At 70.3% G+C, this 19,957-nt stretch carries 17 protein-coding genes and 3 tRNA genes; 14 read left to right on the forward strand and 6 right to left on the reverse strand.

Features of this window, described 5'->3' with window-relative positions:
* Window positions 1-31 precede the first annotated feature (31 nt).
* The gene (locus OWM54_RS12070) at window positions 32-1,048 is read left to right on the forward strand and encodes a hypothetical protein (protein WP_267697594.1); all 1,017 of its coding nucleotides are present in this window, start codon (window positions 32-34) and stop codon (window positions 1,046-1,048) included.
* An 11-nt stretch (window positions 1,049-1,059) separates the two neighbouring features.
* Here OWM54_RS12070 and OWM54_RS12075 read toward each other — a convergent pair whose 3' ends face one another.
* Both OWM54_RS12075 and OWM54_RS12080 read right to left on the reverse strand, forming a co-directional pair.
* The gene (locus OWM54_RS12075; protein ID WP_267697595.1) at window positions 1,060-2,127 is read right to left on the reverse strand and encodes a serine/threonine protein kinase; all 1,068 of its coding nucleotides are present in this window, start codon (window positions 2,125-2,127) and stop codon (window positions 1,060-1,062) included.
* 108 nt (window positions 2,128-2,235) lie between these two features.
* Entirely contained in the window at window positions 2,236-3,651 is a 1,416-nt protein-coding gene (locus OWM54_RS12080; protein WP_267697596.1) for an alpha/beta fold hydrolase, read from the reverse strand.
* A 134-nt stretch (window positions 3,652-3,785) separates the two neighbouring features.
* Here OWM54_RS12080 and OWM54_RS12085 point away from each other — a divergent pair, with 134 nt between their 5' ends.
* From OWM54_RS12085 to OWM54_RS12095, 3 genes are all read left to right on the forward strand, one after another.
* A complete protein-coding gene (locus tag OWM54_RS12085; protein WP_267697597.1) occupies window positions 3,786-5,480 on the forward strand; it encodes a histidine kinase in 1,695 nt (564 codons plus the stop codon).
* On the forward strand, window positions 5,477-6,169 hold the full coding sequence (locus tag OWM54_RS12090; RefSeq protein ID WP_267697598.1) for a LytR/AlgR family response regulator transcription factor: 693 nt from the start codon (window positions 5,477-5,479) through the stop codon (window positions 6,167-6,169). The genes OWM54_RS12085 and OWM54_RS12090 overlap by 4 nt, the downstream gene beginning before the upstream one ends.
* 69 nt (window positions 6,170-6,238) lie before the next feature.
* Window positions 6,239-6,496 carry a hypothetical protein gene (locus tag OWM54_RS12095; RefSeq protein WP_267697599.1) on the forward strand — a complete coding sequence of 86 codons (258 nt, stop codon included), beginning with the start codon at window positions 6,239-6,241 and terminating at the stop codon, window positions 6,494-6,496.
* A 94-nt stretch (window positions 6,497-6,590) separates the two neighbouring features.
* On the opposite strand, the gene OWM54_RS12100 is transcribed toward OWM54_RS12095, so the two are convergent.
* Window positions 6,591-6,878 carry a hypothetical protein gene (locus tag OWM54_RS12100; RefSeq protein WP_267697600.1) on the reverse strand — a complete coding sequence of 96 codons (288 nt, stop codon included), beginning with the start codon at window positions 6,876-6,878 and terminating at the stop codon, window positions 6,591-6,593.
* Window positions 6,879-7,182: 304 nt separating this feature from the next.
* On the opposite strand from OWM54_RS12100, the gene OWM54_RS12105 reads away from it, so the two are divergent.
* The 10 genes from OWM54_RS12105 (at window position 7,183) to OWM54_RS12150 (ending at window position 14,575) form a co-directional block, all read left to right on the forward strand.
* Window positions 7,183-7,515, forward strand: coding sequence for a hypothetical protein (locus tag OWM54_RS12105; protein ID WP_267697601.1), 333 nt, complete (start codon window positions 7,183-7,185; stop codon window positions 7,513-7,515).
* Window positions 7,516-7,543: 28 nt separating this feature from the next.
* Complete coding sequence (locus OWM54_RS12110) at window positions 7,544-8,050, forward strand: amidohydrolase family protein (RefSeq protein ID WP_324289183.1); 507 nt, start codon at window positions 7,544-7,546, stop codon at window positions 8,048-8,050.
* Window positions 8,051-8,153: 103 nt separating this feature from the next.
* Window positions 8,154-8,312: a hypothetical protein gene (locus OWM54_RS12115; RefSeq protein ID WP_267697602.1), complete on the forward strand. Its 159-nt coding sequence runs from the start codon at window positions 8,154-8,156 to the stop codon at window positions 8,310-8,312.
* Between the two features lie 93 nt (window positions 8,313-8,405).
* Window positions 8,406-8,491: transfer RNA gene (locus OWM54_RS12120), tRNA-Tyr, on the forward strand.
* A gap of 52 nt (window positions 8,492-8,543) precedes the next feature.
* A tRNA-Ile gene (locus OWM54_RS12125) sits at window positions 8,544-8,614 on the forward strand.
* A gap of 7 nt (window positions 8,615-8,621) precedes the next feature.
* A tRNA-His gene (locus OWM54_RS12130) sits at window positions 8,622-8,692 on the forward strand.
* A 618-nt stretch (window positions 8,693-9,310) separates the two neighbouring features.
* Window positions 9,311-10,042, forward strand: coding sequence for a hypothetical protein (locus tag OWM54_RS12135; protein ID WP_267697603.1), 732 nt, complete (start codon window positions 9,311-9,313; stop codon window positions 10,040-10,042).
* Complete coding sequence (locus OWM54_RS12140; RefSeq protein ID WP_267697604.1) at window positions 10,042-10,728, forward strand: carboxypeptidase regulatory-like domain-containing protein; 687 nt, start codon at window positions 10,042-10,044, stop codon at window positions 10,726-10,728. The genes OWM54_RS12135 and OWM54_RS12140 overlap by 1 nt, the downstream gene beginning before the upstream one ends.
* Before the next feature lie 4 nt (window positions 10,729-10,732).
* On the forward strand, window positions 10,733-12,751 hold the full coding sequence (locus OWM54_RS12145) for an adenylate/guanylate cyclase domain-containing protein (RefSeq protein ID WP_267697605.1): 2,019 nt from the start codon (window positions 10,733-10,735) through the stop codon (window positions 12,749-12,751).
* A gap of 198 nt (window positions 12,752-12,949) precedes the next feature.
* Window positions 12,950-14,575, forward strand: a complete 1,626-nt coding sequence (locus OWM54_RS12150) for a phospholipase D-like domain-containing protein (RefSeq protein ID WP_267697606.1) — start codon at window positions 12,950-12,952, stop codon at window positions 14,573-14,575.
* Window positions 14,576-14,702: 127 nt separating this feature from the next.
* Here OWM54_RS12150 and OWM54_RS12155 read toward each other — a convergent pair whose 3' ends face one another.
* From OWM54_RS12155 to OWM54_RS12165, 3 genes are read right to left on the reverse strand one after another with little or no spacing between them, the layout of a single operon-like run.
* Window positions 14,703-15,833 (reverse strand): M43 family zinc metalloprotease, encoded by a 1,131-nt coding sequence (locus OWM54_RS12155; protein WP_267697607.1) that lies wholly within the window; start codon window positions 15,831-15,833, stop codon window positions 14,703-14,705.
* On the reverse strand, window positions 15,830-17,710 hold the full coding sequence (locus OWM54_RS12160; RefSeq protein ID WP_267697608.1) for a HEAT repeat domain-containing protein: 1,881 nt from the start codon (window positions 17,708-17,710) through the stop codon (window positions 15,830-15,832). Before OWM54_RS12160 ends, OWM54_RS12155 begins: the two co-directional genes overlap by 4 nt.
* On the reverse strand, window positions 17,707-19,845 hold the full coding sequence (locus OWM54_RS12165) for a hypothetical protein (RefSeq protein WP_267697609.1): 2,139 nt from the start codon (window positions 19,843-19,845) through the stop codon (window positions 17,707-17,709). Before OWM54_RS12165 ends, OWM54_RS12160 begins: the two co-directional genes overlap by 4 nt.
* Window positions 19,846-19,957 lie beyond the last annotated feature (112 nt).

A 19,957-nucleotide genomic window follows, 5' to 3' on the forward strand; every position in this document is an offset into this window, starting at 1 on the left:
GGAGCGCGCTCGCACGATATGCTGCGGGGCCATGCACCCGACGCGTCGTCTCCTGTCCCGTGGGCCGTGGTTGTTCGACATCAATCCGCATCGACTCATCATCATCCACGGAGCCGAGGGTGTTCGCCGGGAGCTGGGAGGGGGCTCGCCGGGCCACCCCTCAGCCCCCGTGGTGCTCGCCGCGCTCGCCGAGGCGAAGGACGTCTGGGTGGGGAGCGGAGACGGGCGTGTCTTCTCCGTGGGGACCGATGCGAGCACTCCCGCCCAATCCTTTCCGAGGGAGTGCTTCGATCTCATCACCGATGGGGACCGGCTCATCGGAGCGCAGGTGGACGACACCCTCTCGCTGACCACCCTCTTCACGACCGATGGGTCCGGGCAGACGTGGGAGCCCATGCCCCTGCCCGAACCCGTGTCCGCCACGCACGGGTACGGATACTCCGAGGGGCTCCCGCTTCCGGAGTCGCCTGACGGGGCGTTCCTCGACCGCAGCCCCTTCGGCATCACCGTCGTGGAGAAGGGCCGGGGCCGCGTCCATGTGCTCCGCTCGGGAGCGACGCAGCCGGAGGGAGCGCTGCAACTGGAGCCAGGCCATGAACAGGACTTCTGGAGGGCCCTGGCCACGCCGCATGGCGTCCTCCTCCTGCTCATCGTCAACTACAAGCTGACGGGGCTCCTCCACTTCGCGCTCGATGGGACCCTGCTCGGCTCCCTGCCGCGGAGCGACAGCGATGAGGACGAGGATGAGCTGACCTGGGGTGGTGCCGGGATATGTGTCCTCGATGCGGACCGGGCGGCCCTCTTCGTCCAGGACAAGCTCCTCCTGGTGTCCCTGCCCGGGCTCGAGGTGCTCGAGACGCTCGAAGGGGAATGGCCTCGACCCGTGTCCGTGACGTCCGCCGGACGCGACCGGTGGTGGGTGGGCCGCGAGGACAATGACGCGCTCTTCCTGCTCACCGCCGAGCCCGGCCATCCCCTGCGCATCCGCGCCACGACCCCTCCGGTGAGCCCGGGCGCTCCGCTCGAGCTTCGTGAACGTGTGGGGTGAGGACGCCGGCGCTACGGAGTCGAAGCGGGGGCCCGCGGGGGCTCAGGTGCGGCCCCCCTCCGCCAGAGCAGGAGGCCGCCTCCCAGCAGCAACACGAGCCCCACGGCCGCCGCGAGCACCCGGCCTCGCTTCTTGAAGGGCCGTGGCTGGGTCTCCAGGCGGTCCGAGGCCGGGCTCACCTGCTGGGCGAGCTGGGCCACGTGCTTCGGTTTCACGGACTCGCCCGTGGAGCGGATGAATTCCTCCAGGTCCGCCTTGAACGCGTGGCAGTCCGGATAACGCTCATCCCGCTCCTTGGCGAGCGCGCGGGCGAGGATGGCGCGCAGGGCGTCGGGCAGGTCCGGTCGGTGCCGCTCCGCGGGGATCATGGGCTCGGTCAGGATGGCCTGCATCACGCTCTTTTCGGGCGTGGCTTCGAACGGCTTGCGCTGGGTGAGCAGCTCGTAGAGCACCACGCCGAGCGAATAGACATCCATCCGACGGTCCATCGGTGCGCGGCTCATCACATCGGGCCCGGTGTAGACCTCCTCGTGAAGGAGGGGAATCAGGCGCGGGGTGAACCGGGACCGCAGTTCGTCGACGCCGAAGTCCACCATCATGGCCTGCCCCTGGTGTGACAGGAGGATGTTGTAAGGCCTGACGCAGCGGTGGATGAGCCTCAGCGGCGCGCCCGTCTCGGAGTCCGCGAGGTCATGGGCGAAGGCGAGCCCCGCGCAGACTTGCGAGATGATGCGCGCGCACAGGGTCGCCGGCAGCGTCATCCGTTGGGCCGCCATGTGATTGAGCACCTTGCGCAGGGTGGGGCCCTCGATGTGCTCCCTGGCGAGGAAGTACGTGCCGTCCGTCACCCCGAAGTCGAAGACCTTCACGATGTTCGGGTGGTCGAGCAGGGTGGCATGCCTCGCCGTGTCGAGGAACATCTCCGCGAACCCGACATCCTCGGCCATGTCCGACCGGAGGCACTGGAGCACCAACGTCTTCTCGCGCCCGCGCGGGCTGGTGACTTGCGCGAGGTGGTCCTCGATGATGCCACCGAAGAGCAGACGGCTGCGTGTGTATGGACCGAGCTGGGATGTCACGAGACGGATGAATAGCAGAGGTGCCGCCCCCGATTGCGCGACCGGGGGCGAGAATCGGGCCGCCGCTTCGAACACCGCGACCCAACTCCCGCTCGAGCGCCGGGTGGGTCAAGGACCGCCGGGCTTCGTCTTGAGCTCCAATCTTTCATCCCGGAGCGCCTCGCCCTTCAGGAAGGACTTCATCCGCTCGAGGATGCGCGGGTCCGACTGGAAGAGCCCGTCATGCCCCGCGCCCTCCAGCACCAGGTGCACGGCCTTGGAGAGCCCCGGGCGAAGGGCCTCGGCGTTGTCCGGGCTCGTGCGCCCGTCCAGGGTGCCACTGATGAGGAGCACGGGCACCGAGGCTTTCAGCGGGCCACGGAAGGCCGCACCGAGGTCGCTCACGCCGGGCACATCCGCCGCCACCAGTGCGCCAGGATTGGCGCTGCCCCCGAGCAGTGACTTCGACGCCTCCTTCCGGATGAGGGCCTGTCTCGCCGGGCTCACACCAGAGGCCGCATCCATGGCGAGCGACATCGGTCGCAGCGACCCTTCGCGCAGCAGGCCCGCGAAGGGCGCCATCGGCGCGAAGTCTCCGGCCTCCAGCGCCGGGAGCAGCGCGAGGAAGCGACGGAAGGTGGCGGGGTCCCTCATGGACTCGAAGAGGGTGCGCTGAAGGTCGAAGGGGCTGACCTTCCAGGTGCCGCGCTCCCCTGTCTCCGGGTTCGTGACCTCCACGGTGCGAGGCTCCCGACGCAGCGACTTCAACAGCTTCGCCAGCCGCGCCCTCAGGCCCGGACCCCGCTCGCCCTCGGCGCGCAGCGCGGCCTCCCAACGGTCGAGCAGTGCCTCCGCGTGGGCGGGCCGCTTCCAGGTGTCGTCCGGTCCCTCGACGCCGGCGAGGAGGATGTGGTCCACATGCTGTGGGTAGCGCCGCAGGTAGGCGAGGCCCAGGTGGGTGCCGTAGCTGATGCCCCAGAGGTTGAGCTTCGGGGCGCCCAGCGCCTTGCGCAGCGCCTCCAGGTCGTCGGCGTTCTCCACCGTGGTGTACGCGCCCAGGTCCACACCCGCCGCCGTCCAGGCCCGGCTCGCCTCGGCCGCGGCCCTCTTCATCGTGGTGTCGAGCAGCGCCTCGTCCACGCGCTGGTCGAGCGGAATGGCCCAGGGATGTGACAGCTCGGCATGAGGATTCGACTCACCGGTGCCCCGCTGGTCCAGGGCGATGACATCGGCCACCTCACGCAGCGCGAGGAACAGGTCGAAGCGACCATGGCGCGCGGCATCGATGCCGGAGCCCCCCGGGCCACCCGCCAGGTACACGATGGGCGCACCCGGGGACGGATTCGTGCTCTTGAAGCGCACGAAGCGCAGGGACATGCCCGGGCCCTCGGGACGAGCGTGACGCAGGGGCACGGTGAAGGTGCCCAGCTCCGCCTGGACGCTCCGACCGTCGCGAGCCTGGAAGGAATGGGGTTGCAGCTCCAAACCCCGAGCATGGGCAACACACACGGGAAGAATGAGGGTCATCAGGAGCACGGCGCGCATCGGGTTCCTCCGCGAAGGACTTCGACGAGGAGGATGCGGTGGCCAGCACGGCGCGTGGGGTGCCCGTCGCCCAACGTCTCGCGGGGTCGCCGGAGTGCACGAGGGCCGTCCCGGGGCTGCGTATGCTGGGCGCCATGATGTCCTCCATCGTCATCGCGGGATGCCTCGCGCTCTCGCTCACCGTCTCGGCCGCGATGCCCTCCGTGAGGCAGGGACAGGTCCAGGTGAACACGGAGGCGCTCACCCCCGAGGTCGCGCTCTCCGCGGACGAACGGGGCTGGCGCACGGTGCCGGTCGACGAGGTGAACGAGGGGGCGGACCCGTATTGGCTGCGCACCCAGGTGGACGTGCCCCCGCGTGAAGCTGGAGCCCCGACGCCGGCCCTCATCCTCTCGGTGCTCGGCGCATGGGAGGCCTGGTGGGATGGCAGGCCCCTGGGTAGCAATGGACAGGTGGGGCGGACCGCCACGGAAGAGGTCCCAGGACGCGTCGATGTCCTGCTCCCGCTTCCGCCCGAGCTCAGCACGCCGGGCCCTCACGTGCTGACGATGCACATCTCGGCGCACCGGCTCGGCTTCCAGCCCGTGGGCACCATCCACCACGTGCACGTCGGCGAGGCTGCGTCCCTCGCCCAGGCGCGGATGCTCGGCCTGGTGCCGTCCCTCTGCATGCTGGGCGCGCTGGTGCTGATGGGGCTCTACCACCTCGTGCGCGTGCGGCTCTCGCAGGGAGGGCTCGCCACGCTCCTGCTCGGACTGCTGTGCTTCGCCGCCTCGGCGCTCATCCTGCTGGAGGCCTGGCGCGGGCTCGCCAACTATCCCTATCCCCAGCACGCACTGCGGCTGCGGCTGCTGGCGGCGGCCATGCTGGCGGTGGCGGCGCTGCTGCCGGCGACCGTGCACGCGGCCTTCAGCGAGCCACGCCGCTGGATGCGGTGGCTGGGACTCGGGCTGGGGCTGCTCTCGCTCGCCTTCGTTCCAGGGTTCGATGGCAAGAACACCCTCGCGCTCGGGGCCTCGCTCGTCGTCTCCACGGTGCTCTGCGTACGGGCGTGGCGTCGAGGAGAGGTCGGGGCGCCCCTGGGCACGCTCGCGGGGCTCGGCTTCGCCGGGACGCTCTTCCTGTTGGAGCCGTGGGGCTTCTCCGAGCGAGGCTTCTTCCTCGCCTTCGGAGGGCTGCTGCTCTGCCTCACGGTGGTCCATGCCCGGCAGCAGCGCCGGCAGCAAGAGCGGCTCGAGAGCGCGACGCGCGCCGCGGAGCGCCTGCAGTTGGAGTTGCTCAAGCGCAGCCTGCAGCCGCACTTCCTGATGAACACGCTGGGCGCGTTGAGTGAGTGGGTGGAGACGGAGCCCGCGCAGGCCGTGCGCTTCATCGAGGCCCTGGGCGCCGCGTACCGGCACCTGCTCGCCGTCTCCGGTGAGCGCACCATCCCGCTCGCTCGCGAGCTGGAGCTGTGTCGCGCCCACCTGGAGGTCATGGGCTGTCGCCAGGGCACATCCTTCCACCTGGAGACCGAGGGCGTGGACCTGAAGGCCCCCGTCCCCCCTGCCCTGCTGCACACGCTGCTGGAGAACGCCTTCAGTCACAACCGCTACGTCTCGCCCCACACCTTCCGGCTCGAGAGCAGCGTCGTCGCCCAGGGCACGGGGCCACGTCGGCGCTATGTCTTCCTCGCGCCGGTGGGCACGGGTCCGGGCCGGGGTGGCGGTGATGGCACTGGGGCGCGCTATCTGCGTGCGCGATTGGAAGAAGCCTTCCCCGGGGCGTGGAGGCTCGAGGATGGGCCCACCGCCGCGGGATGGCTGACGCGGGTGGAGGTGCCGGCGTGAGGCTGCTCATCGTGGAGGACGAACCGCTGGCCGCGCGGCGTCTCACCCGGCTGTGCGAGCAGCACCTGGGGCCCGGCCAGCCATCCCCGCGCGTCTGCGCGAGTCTGGCCGAGGCGCGCGCGCTGTTGGCGGAGCGCACCGTGGACGTGCTGCTGTTGGACTTGAACCTCTCGGGCGAGGACGGCTTCACGCTGCTCACGGAAGCAGTCTCCGGCGCATTCCAGACGGTGGTGGTCTCCGCGAACACCGACCAGGCGCTGCGCGCCTTCGAGCTGGGCGTGCTGGACTTCGTGCCCAAGCCCTACACGCCGGAGCGGCTCGCCCTCGCGCTCGACCGTGTCGGAAGCCGCGCGGCCACGCCCTTGCGCACCCTCGCGGTGAGGAAGGGCGGAGGCGTGGTCCTCGTCCCCCTGGACTCCGTCGCGTACATCCAGGGCGCTGGCGACTACGCCGAGCTGGTCCTCCGCGGAGGTGGCACCGAGCTGAGCGAGAAGAGCCTGGAGCGCCTCGAGCAGCTGCTCCCCACCGACTTCTTCCGCATCCACCGCTCCTATCTCGTCCGGGTGACGGACGTCCGCGAGCTGGTCGCCTCCGAGGGCTCACGCACCGCGGTGGAGCTGCGGGACGGCACCCGACTGCCGGTGGGTCGCAGCCGACTGGCGGTGCTGCGCAAGCGGTTGGAGGTGTAACCAACGACTTGCGTCAAACGCAGTCACGGGCCGCGCATGGTAGGGTGCTCCCCCCTTCGAGGAGGACACATGCGGTCATTCATTCTTGGTGCGCTGCTGGCGACGTTGCTGGGCTGTGGCGGTCCCATGACGCAGGAGGGCGAGCCGGACCTGGCCTCGCAGGAAGCGCCGCTGCCGGACTGCTCCAGCGAGCCGAACGCGAACCTCTACAGGTACTACAGCGACGCCACCTACACCGAGCTCATCGGTGAATGGGGTTGCTACTGCGGCGGGCTCTACGTCTGGGGTGGCCGGTCGGTCTATTCGGAGTACATCCAGGAGTGCTGAGCCGACGTGTCTGGCGAAGACGGCATCCCCACTCAGGGGCTGCCGTCTGCCCGGACACCCGCATCCTGGCGGAGGAGCCCGAGCGCGTCCTGCCTCAGGGCAGGATGACGCAGTTGGGGCGGCTCTGCTTGACGTAGAAGTCCGACATGCTCCCCTCGACCTCGAGTGAGCTGCCACAGAGGCAGTAGCCCGTGCCCACCACCGTGGTGCGTGTGGCGTCCGAGTAGAACGTCACGTCATAGTTCTGGAAACCGCACACCCGGCTCAAGGCGGCACTTTCGACCTGCCCGAGCGTTTCGGGCTCTTCGGCGATGGCCGCGGCTCCACCACAGCCCATTGACAGCACCGCCGCAAACACCGCTCCGATGATGCCTTCTCGCATCTGGACCTCCTGGATGTGGCTTGCTTGGGTACGGCATCCCCAGGATAGCACGGATGAGGTTGGGATTGCGCCCGGATGGGAATGGACATGAACAGACTCAACGCCGAGCCCCTTCACCTCGAAGTCCGACTCAAGGAGTCGGTCGAGAGCCGCGGCGCACAGGTCACGCTGCCATCCGGAGCGATTGTGCATACATCGGAGCGCGACGAGACCCGAGCGAGGCGGTCTATTGCCATCAACGAGAGAAGCCTCGGGGATCTGGCAGGTTCAACGAGTGCCAAACAAAGCCCGAGGGAGCATTCCCATGAACACCCGCCTGCCGAAGATTGCCTTGGAGGAAGCCTACCTCCCCCCCACGGAGGTCGCCCGGGTGCTCGGCGACGAGGCGGCCCTCGTCCAGCTCTCCGATGGCGGTGGCGTCACGACCGACGATTACCGGCCCATCCTGCACCGCCTCGGCGACTTCGATGAGGCACGCCTGCGCGGCATGGACGAGGCGGGCATCGCCCATGCCATCCTGTCCCTGACCGCGCCGGGCATCCAGCGCATCGTCGACCCAAGGAAAGCCGCCGCGCAGGCCCGGCTCGAGAACGACTTCCCGCACCGAGGACCCGAACGTCGGCCTCTACCTCGATGAGCCTGCGCTCCATGGGGTCTGGGAAACCATCTGTGAGCTCGACGTCCCGCACCCTCGCCCGGCGCTTCCGGGAGGGCTCGCGGCCTACGCGGGTCACCCCGAGATGAAGGGCGCCACCTGGGGCTTCGGCACGGAGACCGCTTCACACACCGTCCGGCTCCTCCTGTGCGGGCACTTCGACCGCTTCCCGAGCTGCAAGCTCATCCTCGGGCACATGGGAGAAGGCCTCCCCGCCCTGCCGTGGCGAACCCAGAACATGTTCGACCTGAACCACTTCGACAAACGGCACCAGAAGACGTTGCCGGAGTACTTCGCCGACAACATCTGGCCCACCGCGAGCGGCAGCCTCTCCGACAGCGCGCTCACGAACGCCGTCCTCACCGTCGGAGCCGACCACATCATGTTCTCGGTCGACGACCCCTGCTCGGAGAGCGCTCCGGCGGCGGCATGGCTCGACCACGCCCCCATCAGCGAGCTCGACCGACGGAATACCACCCACGGCAACGCCAGGGATTTGTTCCAGCTCCGGCCGTGAGCGGGCCTTCGGGGTTCCCATCGGTGAAATCCCAAAGCCAACCGCTGTCGTGTCAGGGGCGAAAATCTCCCGCCGTAGAGTTCCCATGAAAGGAGCGGTGACCATGACGACGGTGATGAAGCGGACGAGCCCGGTGAAGTTCAGCTATCGCAACCACCTCTGGACCCAGCGCGACGCCGCCTCCCGTTCGCACGTGAGCGCCGGCTCGATTTCCATTTTCGGTTTCGGCCTCCATCACGGCCATCCGCCCGTCCCCTGCTGACGCTCGCGCTCCGTCTTCCAAGCGCCAAGCCATGCAGAGGCCGGGCTCCCATCCAGGGACCCGGCCTCTCGGCTTTCAGGGCCCTCTTCTCCCGGGGACGTAGAGCGTTAGGGGAGACGCGCGGGCCTGTAGAGCCCGAGCCCGACAGGGCCCGCTGGGTTCAACTCCCAGCGTCCCCATGCAACACCCATGTGGCCACTGGCCGCGCACCGCAATCACAGACTTTCTTCACGGGGTATGGCTCTAAGGAAGAGTGCTCGTCTGATAAGCGAGCGGTCCCGGTTCGATTCCGGGTACCCCGACATCATGTTGACCGAAGGCGAATGGTGAGCCACCGGGATGTGACCCCGGCGAAGAGGGTTCGATTCCCTCCGGTCAACCTCGAGAGTGCGCAGGCCTCCGTCGACGATGAAGCAGCCGGAGGACGCCTCCCGTGCCACGGGCCCCCTCCAGCCCGCGGGTGCCCATGGCACGCGCCTCCTGCACATCAAGAGGCTCGAGTTCACGCCCCCTGCCGCTGCAAGCACCATCGTTCACGGACACGGTGGCCCCCCGACGGCCCGGAGGGTCGCAGGAGCGTGTCTCCCGTACCTTGGGGCGCCCGTCATGCCTCCACGTGCCGACGGTCAGGGGCTGGCCCGCCGTGAGCGTGACGCCGCGGGTGACGGTGTTCAGCGAGGCATCCGCCGTACTGCTCGCGCTGAAACGCAGGATGGGGCGCCCTCCAGGATCTGGTGCGGCGCTGACGGTGATGCTCCGGGAGCTCGACACAGGGCCAGACACCGCATCGTCACCAGGGTCCATGGCGTCTTCAAGCAACGCCGCCTCATGTTCGTCGGCGTCGCGGTGGCGATGGCCGGGTACGACAGGGTGGGGCAGTCCCGTGCATGAACCCAGGCGGCCTCATCGTGTGATACTGAACGCTCGGAGCACCCCGGGCAGGAGCGGGGTGGGGAGAGGGAATGCGAGCAACCCGCTGGGCAGCACTGGTGACATGCGTGCTTGGACTGGCCTGGGCCCCCCCGGCGCACGCGGGGCGCCGGCCCTTCATCTGGACCTTCGATACCGACATCGTTCCCAAGGGGGACGTTGAGCTGGAGCAGTGGCTGTGGGCTCGCAGCCGCTCCCCTGACGTCCCGGAGCGTCCGTCTGTCTACTGGATATGGTGGGGCCCCGTGCTCGGGCTGAGCCAGCACCTCGAGCTCGCCATCCCCTTCCAGGTCCGCTCCACCCGGGACGGCACTCAGTTGGAGTCCTTCGAGGCGGACTTCCGCTACCGGCTCTTCCCCAGGGGAGATGACCGCGCGTTCCAGCCGCTCATCCGGGGCGTCTGGCACCAGGCCATCGACACGGGGACAGCCTCGCGCGTGGACGTGGACCTCGTCGGCTCGTACCAGTGGGAGAGCGGGCTGCGTGTCGCGCTGGACCTCGGCACCCAGGTGAGCATCCCCGGGCTGCGTGGAAGCGATGCTCCCGTGCGCATCCTCGGGACATGGTCCGCGGGCGTGTCCCACTCCCTGGTCGCGGACGAGCTGCGCCTGTCGCTGGAGACCTTCGGCGAGGTCGGCTTGAAGTCGGCGGGCCGGGAGGTCCACTTCTTTGTCGGCCCGAGCGTGGCGTGGACGTTCGGGCGGGTGTGGGTGACCGCCGGGACGCTCGTCGGCGTGACGGCGGTCGCCCCCGAAACCCCACGCTTCATGCCGAGGCTCATATGGGCGGTCGCGCTCTGATGAACCCGTTGCTCCTGGCGCTCCTGGTCGCTGCCCCTGTCGCGCACGCGCAGTCGGGCCGCGTCCAGGGAGAGGTCGTCATCACCGTCGTCGGGCCGGATGGCAAGGCCATCGCGAAGGAGGACCGCTCCGGCGTGGTCGTCTACCTCACCGGCTACACGGACCCGCCGCCCACCGAGGTGGCGCGCATGAGCCAGCGGGACAAGACCTTCTTCCCGTCGGTGCTGCCCATCGTCGCGGGGCAGTCGGTGGAGTTCTCCAACAAGGACGTGGTGCTGCACAACGTCTTCTCGCGCTCGGTGGCGCGCCGCTTCGACGCGGGCAAGAACCGACCGGGGGAGACCTACGTCGTGACCTTCAACAAGACGGGCATCATCGACGTCTACTGCGACATCCACGAGCAGATGGTGGCGACCCTCGTCGTGGTCCCCAACCGCGCCTACGCCGTGACGGACAAGGCCGGGCGCTTCGAGCTGAAGGGCGTTCCCCCCGGGCGCCACCCCCTCTTCGCGGTGCACCGCCGGGACGAAAAGAGCGACATCGCCCGCGCGGAGGTCGTGGTCGAGCCAGGCGGGGCGGCGCGGGCCACGCTCCAGCTCACGGAGACGCGCGCGGACGACACCCACCTCGACAAGCACGGCAAGAAGTACACGCCTCGCGCCGACTACGCCGGCAAGGAGCGCTAGCGCCGTGACGCTGACGCGCAAGCTCATCCTCGCGTTCATGGCGCTCGCCGGAGCCTCCGTCGTCGCCGCGCTCCAGCTCACCACGCTCGCGGTGGAGTCCTCCGCCCAGCAGAAGATCTCCACCGACCTGGAGCGCACGCTGGACGCCTTCCAGCAACTCGCGCGCGCCAGCCAGGAGCGCATCCGCGACGTGGCGGAGGCCCACACGCGCGACCGCTCGTTCAAGGACATGTCCCTGTTGGTGAACTCCCAGGATGCCGCGGCGGGGCTGGGGGACGAGGGCACAGAGGGCGACGGGTTGCGCCTGGCCCGCGAGGTCATCACCTCCGCGGACACGGACGTCTTCGGCTCGGAGGACGACGCCCCCACGCCCTGGGCCTTCTTCAACGCGAGCGGGCGGCTGGTCTACACCCACGCCGCGCCGGAGCGCTTCGGAGACGAAGCGCCGAGCCTGCCCCTGCTGGCCACCGCGCTGCGGGGTGTCCCCACGTCGGCGCTCTGGTCGCCCGCGCGGCTGCGCCAGCTCCCCTTCGCCTTCGTCGCGCCGGAGCAACTGCGCGAGACGGACCTGCTGCTCGTCCACGCCCAACCCGCGTTCGCGTCCGGCCGGGAGCTGGTGGGCGTGGTCCTCTCTGGACAGTGGGTGGGGGACGTGCTGCTCGCAGACCCCTGGGCCCCGCGCGCGCCCAGCGCGCGGATGGGGGACACCCGGGCCCGCTTCGCCGTGCGGGCGGAGGACGGTGCCGTGGTCTCCCAGCTCCCCCTGGGAGCGCTGCTCCAGCAGCGCGCGCCCCGTCCAGGGCAGGCCCAGGACGTGGACGTCGGGGGTGTGCACTACCTCATGCGCGAGGCGACGCTGAGCGGCGTGGACGGCTCGACCATCGGGCAGGTGTTCGTGCTGCGGGACTTCGACGCGGAGATCAACCCCATCCTCGAGCGGTTCCGGCGGTGGCTGGTCCCCGCGGCGCTGGGCATCGCGCTGTTCGCGCTGACGGCGGCCATCTTCATGGCGCGAGGGTTGGCCGCGCCGCTCGTCGAGTTGGAGGCCGCGGCGGGCCGGGTGAGGCTGGGAGACCTCTCCGTGGAGGTCCCTGTCCGTGGCTCCGACGAGGCGGGCCGCGTGGCGCAGGCGTTCAATGAGATGGTCGGCGGCATGCGCCAGCGGGACCACATCAAGGGCCTCTTCAAGCGCTACCTGGCGCCCCAGGTGGTGGACGAGCTGCTGAAGCACCCGGAGAAGGCCGCGCCTGGCGGCGAACGGAAGATGCTCACCGTGCTGTTCAGCGACCTGGTGGGCTTCACGTCGATGAGCGAGAGGCTGAGCCCCGAGGAGCTCGTCACCCTGCTCAACACCTACTTCGAGCAGGCCACCGACGTATTGACCCGGCATGGCGCCACGCTCGACAAGTTCATCGGCGACGCCATCATGTGCTTCTGGAACGCGCCGCTCCCGCAAGAGGACCACGCGGCGCGGGCGTGCCTCACGGCGCTGGAGCTGGTGGCGGTGGTGGAGCGGCTGGCGCCCTTGTTCGAGGCCCGAGGCCTGCCACGGCTCGACTGCCGCATCGGCATCAACACCGGCCAGGGCGTGGCGGGCAACCTCGGCTCGAGCGCGGCGCAGGACTACACCGTCATCGGCGACACGGTGAACCTCGCCTCGCGCCTGGAGGGCTCCGCGAAGGTGTTCGGCACCCGCACGCTCGTGGCCGAGGACACGGTGCGCGCCGCCGGAGGCGTCGTCCTGACGCGAGAGCTGGACCTGCTGCGCGTCAAGGGCAAGCAGCAGCCCGTCCGCGTCTTCGAGCTCGTCGGCCCCGCCACGATGACCCCACCGCTCCACCTCTCGCGCTATGCGGAGGGACTCGCGCTCTACCGTGCCCGCCGCTTCGCCGAGGCCCGCGACGTCCTCGAGGCCTCGCCGCTGGACGCGCCCTCCGCCCGCCTCGCGGACCGCTGCGCGGCCCTCCTGCGGGCGCCCCCCGCGGACGACTGGGACGCCGTCCTCACGCTCGACAGCAAGTAGCGCCCGGGACGCAACCTCCCGGCAGGGCCGCCCATCGGCGGGTCACGGTCCTCCCGCCACGGCGGACACGTTGCATCCTCTCCCGAGCGTCGAATCCGCGGCGCCCGCCAGGACGCGGCTTGCGACGCACACGTGAAGGGAACTGGTACGGGCCTTGCTCATCCGGTGCGCACTCCATCCCCAGGAGCAGCGCACCGCATGAAGAAACAGACCCAGGCAGCAACGACCGAGCTCATCCTCGACGGCGAGAACTTCTTCGGAACCCTCTTCGATGCGATGGACGCCGTCGAGCGCTCCGAGCCCGCCCCCAACACCTACGTGCGGTTGGCCTTCTGGGAGGTGGAGCACGACCTGCTGCTCATCCGACACCCCGAGGAAGTCACCCTCGAGGAGAAGCTCAAGGCGGTCGCGGACGCGGGCCACCACGTCCAGCTCATCATGTGGTGCCCGGCCCAGTTGGACATCCACTTCCAGAAGAAGGGCTTGAGCGAGCACATCTACAACACCAACCTGGCGACGGCGAACGCGCTGGGCGGCTACCGCGGGCGGGACGACAGCGGCGGGTCCATCGAGGTCTTGATGGAGATCTACAACGGGTGGAACGGCTCGTCGGTCCACCAGAAGCTCGTCCTGTGGTCCATCGAGGGCCAGCTGACCGCGATGGTGGGCGGCATGAATCTGGCTAGCTTCTACTGGGATACCGAGAACCATGAAGGGCGTCACAACGGAGGCATGGGCGGAGCCCCCTTGGGTCGCACGGTCCATGACTCCGCCCTCCGACTGGACGGCCCCGCGGCCGTCGTCGTCGAGGAGGAATGGCTCCGGCGCTGGAGGAAGCGCTACTACAAGACGCAGCTCCTCAACAACCGAGGCACGGGAACGACGCCCGTCGCCGACCCCAAGGACTACGAAAGCCAACCCAAGGCACGGCGGGAGGATCAGCCCCCCGGATACGAGGACGTGGTCATCGCGACGACCAGCTCCGAGAGCTACGGCGGCCGCGCCGCCGACATCCAGTCACTGCTCGTCGAGCGGATCCGCGCCGCGAGGCGCTACATCTATTTCGAGAACTACATCTTCAGCGACCCGACGCTCGTCGAGGCGCTGGCCACGCGCCTGCGGGGCCCCAGGCCCCCCATCGTCATCATCATGGTGCCGATGCCCTACGAGGAGAATCCCTACCCCTTCGACTACCTGAACTACATCTCCTTCGCCAAGCTGGCATTGGCGAGCTGCGACGCGGTCACCGCGAAGGGCCGTACCGTGGAAAGAGAGCGCTGCTCCAACTGGAAGGTGAGTGAGAGCATGAACGCCTGGAGCACGCTCCGGAGCATGACGTCCACCGTCACCAATCGTTGGCTGGAGACCGACGCCTTCTCGTGCCAGCCCCAGAACGGCGCGGAGCTCACCTGCCCGCTGCTCCAGCTCCAGGGGTTTCGTGGAGGCATCCGGTTCTACGCCCCCGTCCGACGCCCGAGCATGAACAGCGCGCGGACGGCCATCTACATCCACTCCAAGCTGGCGCTCTTCGACGACAGCGTGGCCGTGGTGGGCTCCGCGAACTTCTCCTATCGGAGCATGGTCTACGACGGAGAGCTGAGCGCCTTCGTCCATGGGGATGGCGCCAGGAGGATTCGGGAAACGCTCTTCCGTCACTACAACATGAACACGCCCGAGGACTGGGACGACGACGCCGTCGGCGACCTCACGGACCTCCCGCTGTGGGAGACGGGCGTCCTCCGCCTGGAACTGGAGGACTTCGACCGACGGGTCCCCTCGGACAAGAGCCCCGAGTACAAGTGGGGCAACCACACCTTCTTCTGACCGGCGCCCTGTCGACATCCAGACGCCCACCTCGGACAGCACGCCGAGGTGGCACGTCGCCAGGCGCCGGGCAGGGGCCGTTCGGCCTCCAGGACGGGCGCGGCGAATGCCTCACCCCCCGAGGCGGCTACTCGGGGTCGGAGACCCGCGACACCCACGGATGGCTCAGCATCTGTCGCCGCTGTGAGGGACTCCAGCCACGAGCGCCAGCCCGGCTCGGGTGGGGGTTCATGATGTTCTGCTCCCCCGTGTCGTCCAGGAGGTCCGGCGTGCCGTCCGTCTCGACGGAGTGGTAGAGGCCCAGGAAATGCCCCAGCTCGTGCGCGAGCACCCGCGCGGAGGTTTCCATGGGCGCGTTCGTGGGGTCCGCGCCGAAGCCGTCGCAGCGCAGGCCGGGCATGAAGACCGCCGACGCCGGACCCGCGCCACCTCCCACGCGAGGGGTGAAGCCCTCGACCGACACGGGCGGCCCGAAGAAGGGGTCGTCATACCGGAGGCACCCGGCGAAGACGACGTCGACCGTCGCGTCCAACGCGGGCGGCGCGTGCGCCACCAGGGCCGAGAGCGCGGAGAGCTCGGTCACCCAGAAGCGCGCCTCCGGAGCGGCGTCCGGAAGCTCGACGCTCGCCGCCAGCGTCACCCCCAGGCCCGCCTCCGCGAGCTCGTCATTCAAGCGCTCCAGCAGCTCGCGCTGTCGCCCGGGCTGTCGAAAGAGCAGGGAGTGTCGCGACACCAGGAAGCGCAGCCGGAGGAGCCCGCGCGTCATCGGCGCCTCCGGGCGCGGCCGCCATTCCAGGCGGAGCCGGGGCGCGGCCCCACGGCTCGACGGGGTGAGCGTCTCACACGCCATGAGCCCGAAGCGCACCGTGAAGCCCTCGTGCGGCGCGAAGCCCCCGCCGCCGGAGAGCACGAACAGCGCCTCCTCCTGCGCCAGGGAGGTCCGCACCCCGCAGTCGATGCAGTAGGGCCCCGGCTCCCGCTTGTCCACCCAGCGACGGCCCTGAAAGTCCACGAGCGAGGCGAGCGAGAAGCAGACCCCCGGCTCGGCCGTGGCCCACAGCGCGACCGACGCTCCCGCGAACGGCGGGATGGACAGCGGCGGCGTGAGCCCGTCCGCGCCGAAGACCACGGGCCCCGCCGTGAGCAGGGGCGCATCTTCCTCGAGCGCGGCGCGGGGAGCCACGGCCTCCCCGCCACACGCCACCAGCCCCACGGACGCGAGGAGGACGACGAGGGCTCGCGTCCGTGAGGAGGTCATCGCATGAACTCGCGCAGCTCGCCGGGCGTCACGAAGGCCCCGATGCGCTGCTGGAGACGGACGTTCGGCTCCCGGGGGAAGTGGGCGGCCAGGACGCGGCGGGCCTCGCGCTGCCCCCGGGCGCGGCCCACCCATTCGATGACGCCGGCCCGCTCCTCCACGCTCGCGGAGCCGGCGAGCTTCCGTCCGGCCAGGGCGAGCTCAGCCCCCGTCAGGTCGAGCTCGGTGCCAGGCGCCAGGTGGCTCAGGCTCCGCAGGATGACGGCGCTCACCCCCGGGCTCTCTTCGCGCTCGAGCTGCGACACGAGGAGCGGACGGGTGACCTCGTGCGACAGCCGCCCGAGCGCCTCGGCCGCGCGCCCCCGCAGGGCCGGAGCCTCCGACTTCAGCCGCGCCTCCAGCGCGTCCCGGAACCCGTCGTCCCGGCTGTTCCCGATGGCGTCCAGAACGGCCAGCTCGTCGTGGGTGCCCGCGGCGCGCGCCAGCTCTTCGCGCAGCGTCGCGCGCAGCGCCTCGTGCAAGGGGGCGCCAGGCGGGGTGCGCCCCGCCATGCTCCCCAGCCCGAGCAGGCTCACGTTCGCGACCATGGGCGAGTCCGACTCCCGGACCTGGGCAAGCAGCGCGTCCGCCGCGGCCCGCGACGGCGCGCCGTGGTCGGCCAGCGCGGACGCCGCCCGACTGCGGTCGAGCGCCGACAGGTCCCGGCTCACCAGCGCGTCCGCGAGCGCCTGCCGGGACTGCTCGGTGCCCGCCAGCTCGAAGGCCAGGAAGAAGGCGGCGCGCGCCACCTCGTCGATCTCGCCGCGCCGGAGGTCGGCGAGCAGCAGGGCGCTCTGCTCCGGGTGCGCGCGCAGCCACCCCGCCAGCAAGCGCGCCGCGGGGAACACGGCCCCCTTCGCGCCCCCGTCGAAGAAGGCGAGGAAGCGGGCACGCGCCGCGCCCCTGTCGAGCGCCACGAGCGCCGCATCCACCGGCGCGGGCCCCACGTCCGCCCCGGACACCACCGCGAAGTCCGCCGCTTCGGGGGCCACCGAGTCCCGTACGGAGACGAAGACCCCGTCCTCACGCGCCAGGTGGAACCGGTGCGTGAAGCCTTGGGGGACCTGCCCCGGGAGGTGGATGCGAATCGTCTCCTGCCCCTTCACCCGCAACATCCAACCGCCACGCGCGGCGTCGAAGTCCGCCTCGGCCCTGGCGCCGAGCACCTGCAGGCGCAGCCCCAGGCTCCGGACGGTGTCGTCGAGGCTGTAGCGCGGCTTGGTGCGGGTGATGCGCGTCTCGCCGTCCCGCGCCTCGTCACGGCGGTACTCCGCGGTGTAGGCGCCCACCCCGTCACGCTGCTCGACGCGCCAGCGCGTGGAGTCGTCGCCCGGCAGCACGAACTCGAAGCTCTCCAGCAGCGTGCGCACCAGGCGGCGACTGTCGCCGCTCCAGTGGGGAGCGAAGCCGATGCCGACGAAGCGGCACCGCGTGTCGACCCGGACGTAGAAGGGGCTGTCCTCGAGCTCCACGGCGCTCACCCGCTCCTGGGAGAGCGCTTGCGCGAGGACCACGGAGCTCAGGCCCGCTCTGAGGAGCGCGGGGTGTCCCGGCCGCGCGGGCTCGACGACGACCCAGCTCAGGTGCCCCTGGAAGTGGTCCTCGGCGCCCGGAGCGGGGGTGGCATCGAGGGTGGCGGAGGACCCGAAGGAGAAGGCGGCGCGCGCGTGTCGCTCGAAGCGGCACGCCAGGACCTCCGGCGCGGCCTGCTGGGGCCGCGCCACGGCGCCCGTCACGGCAGCCCCGCCCGCCTCCCCCAGGTGCGCCCAGGCCCCGACCCCGAGCCCCACGGCCGCGAGCCCGAGCCCGGCCGCGACGACCCAGCTCCGCCCGCTCACTCGAGCACCTCGGCGATGTCCATCGAGCGGTCGAGCAGCGTCTGGGAGAAGCGCCGCGAGCTGAAGCTGAAGAGGTGGACGCGGAGCGTCCGGCTGAAGCGGCGAATCCCGACGCGGCCCACGATGGACACGTCGCCTCGGATGAGCTGCATGCCGAGCTCCCAGTTGACGCTGCCGAGCACCACCAGGTTCCCATTGTCGCGCTGACCGAAGGCGAGCGAGGCGGTGAGCGGGAAGTCGGTGTTGACGAGGTCGAGGTCGGCCACCACGGCGGCCTTGACGATGCGCACGTCGATGCCTCCCTCGATGGAAGCGGTGAAGTTGAACCCCGGGGTGATGGCGCGAGCCATCTCCCCGCACAGGCCGAGCGCGTCCTCGCTCCGGAGCAGCTCCCCGCACCGCGCCGGCTCCGTCGAGAGCGAGAGGCTGTCGTTCGTCGTCAGACCGACCTCACCGCCGAGGCTGAGCTTGAAGCCGACGCGCACGGGGCCGAAGCCGAAGCCGAGGTTGGGGAACGCGAACGACTTCGCCGCCGAGAACGCCTCCTCGTGCTCGAGGCTGGGGGCGCTGCGGGAGAAGCTGTGGATGCGCTGGTCGAACGCGTCGACCGTGAGCTCGTAGCCCGTGTCGCCCGGATTGACCGCGAGCGTGGCCTGGCCCACCGCGCGCGCGATGGTGACCGAGTACGAGCGCCCGAGCTTGCCTTCGAGCTCGACCGCGCCCTCGATGCGGCTGGAGGCGCCGGTGCGGTCGAGCTGGTTCTGGGTCGTCAGCGTCACCGCGATGCTCATGCGGTCCGGGTTCCCGAGCTTCCGGCTGAACTCCTGATTGAACCCCAGCGACGTCGCGGAGGTGGCGTCCGGCGTCTCCCGCACCAGCACGACCGGGAGGACGCGGCAGTCGCTCGTGTCTGCCTCCCCTTCGTTCCCCTCCTGGGCGAAGTCCGCCACGAAGCACCCCCGCACCTGGAAGTCACTGACGTCGGCCCACTCGCCGCCCTCGCTCAACGCGGCGCGGGTCTCCCCCTCGGCGAAGAGCTCGTGGGCGAACAGGTTGGAGGTGCCCGGCAGCAGGTTCTCGATGACGACCTCGGCGACGCGGCCGGACTCCGGGTCCGGGGCGCCCACGGTGAGCGGGCGCCAACCGTTGCTGGCGCCCTCGGGCACGAGCTCGTACCGGAGCGTGGCGCGGCCGGGCATGGCCGTGAGGGCTCCCAGTTCACCCGGAGCCTGTCCGAACTGGAGGTCCCCGGTGATGCCCGGCGCGAGGGCCTCGAGCTCCGGAGGCACATCCTGCGGCGCCAGCCCGGAGATGTAGGGGTCGCGGCCATTGACGACGAGCGTCGACTGCACGACCAGGCTCGGCGCGAGCGCCTGCCCGGTGGCGTCGGGGGCGACATAGGGGAGGAGGGCCACCGACGAGGCGGGCTCCATCGCCTCGAAGCGGACGTCGATGAGGCTTGCGCGTCCGTCGCTCGGGGTCGGCTCGAGGTCGATGTCGTAGACGCAGCCTCGGCGGGAGTCCGGCGCGGCCGCGCCCCGGCAGGACTGGTTGGGCTCGTCGCCGCGGGCCGCGTCGCTGAAGGTGACCGCCGGGTAGTCGATGCCGGTGTCCGGCTCGTCACCATCGAAGGTGACGCGCAGGTTCACCTCCTTGTCCACCAGCGCCGCGCACAGCGAGGTCGGCCAGATGAAGCCCTTGAAGCGCTGCTCCTGGCCGTCGCCCACGAGCGCCACGTCGATGGCGCTGGAGGCGCACTCGATGGGCTCCGCGGGGTTGGCGGGGTGGGCCTCGACGAAGCTGAAGCTGACGGCGACTTCGCGGGTCGCCGGAGCCGTCGCGTCGAGGCTCGTCGACGTGATGCCGAACTGGATGGGCACGCGGTTGTTCACGTAGACGGGCTTGCTCAGGTCGTAGCCCACGTCGAGGTAGGTCAGCCGCACCTTCGTGAGGCAGACGCCGTTGTCGGCGCTGTTGGGGCACACGGCCACCTGCGGAACGCCCGAGTCCGGCTCGCCCGTGTCCGCCCCGCCGCAAGCGCTCGCGAGCAGGAGGAAGAGCGCGCCGAGGACGCCGGTGCGCCTCCTCGGGCCATGGTTCAGGACGGGCAGCGACGATTGGGCAAGGTGTTTCATGCGGGACCTCCGGGTGGTTGCGACGTGGATGGGTGCCGGAGGCCTAGGCAATCGACGTACCAGGACGTCGAGCGGGCGGGCGCGCCCGGATTGTGGGGCGCGGCCTGTAGGG

It is taken from the genome of Myxococcus sp. MISCRS1, assembly GCF_026626605.1.
Lineage (GTDB): Bacteria > Myxococcota > Myxococcia > Myxococcales > Myxococcaceae > Myxococcus > Myxococcus fulvus.

What these genes read in the sequence shown, in the direction of transcription:
- OWM54_RS12070 (WP_267697594.1), top strand. Translation starts at nt 32, where the DNA reads ATGCACCCGACGCGTCGTCTCCTGTCCCGTGGGCCGTGGTTGTTCGAC.
- OWM54_RS12080 (WP_267697596.1), bottom strand. Translation starts at nt 3,651, where the DNA reads ATGCGCGCCGTGCTCCTGATGACCCTCATTCTTCCCGTGTGTGTTGCC.
- OWM54_RS12085 (WP_267697597.1), top strand. Translation starts at nt 3,786, where the DNA reads ATGATGTCCTCCATCGTCATCGCGGGATGCCTCGCGCTCTCGCTCACC.
- OWM54_RS12095 (WP_267697599.1), top strand. Translation starts at nt 6,239, where the DNA reads ATGCGGTCATTCATTCTTGGTGCGCTGCTGGCGACGTTGCTGGGCTGT.
- OWM54_RS12100 (WP_267697600.1), bottom strand. Translation starts at nt 6,878, where the DNA reads ATGCGAGAAGGCATCATCGGAGCGGTGTTTGCGGCGGTGCTGTCAATG.
- OWM54_RS12105 (WP_267697601.1), top strand. Translation starts at nt 7,183, where the DNA reads ATGAACACCCGCCTGCCGAAGATTGCCTTGGAGGAAGCCTACCTCCCC.
- OWM54_RS12115 (WP_267697602.1), top strand. Translation starts at nt 8,154, where the DNA reads ATGACGACGGTGATGAAGCGGACGAGCCCGGTGAAGTTCAGCTATCGC.
- OWM54_RS12140 (WP_267697604.1), top strand. Translation starts at nt 10,042, where the DNA reads ATGAACCCGTTGCTCCTGGCGCTCCTGGTCGCTGCCCCTGTCGCGCAC.
- OWM54_RS12150 (WP_267697606.1), top strand. Translation starts at nt 12,950, where the DNA reads ATGAAGAAACAGACCCAGGCAGCAACGACCGAGCTCATCCTCGACGGC.
- OWM54_RS12155 (WP_267697607.1), bottom strand. Translation starts at nt 15,833, where the DNA reads ATGACCTCCTCACGGACGCGAGCCCTCGTCGTCCTCCTCGCGTCCGTG.
- OWM54_RS12165 (WP_267697609.1), bottom strand. Translation starts at nt 19,845, where the DNA reads ATGAAACACCTTGCCCAATCGTCGCTGCCCGTCCTGAACCATGGCCCG.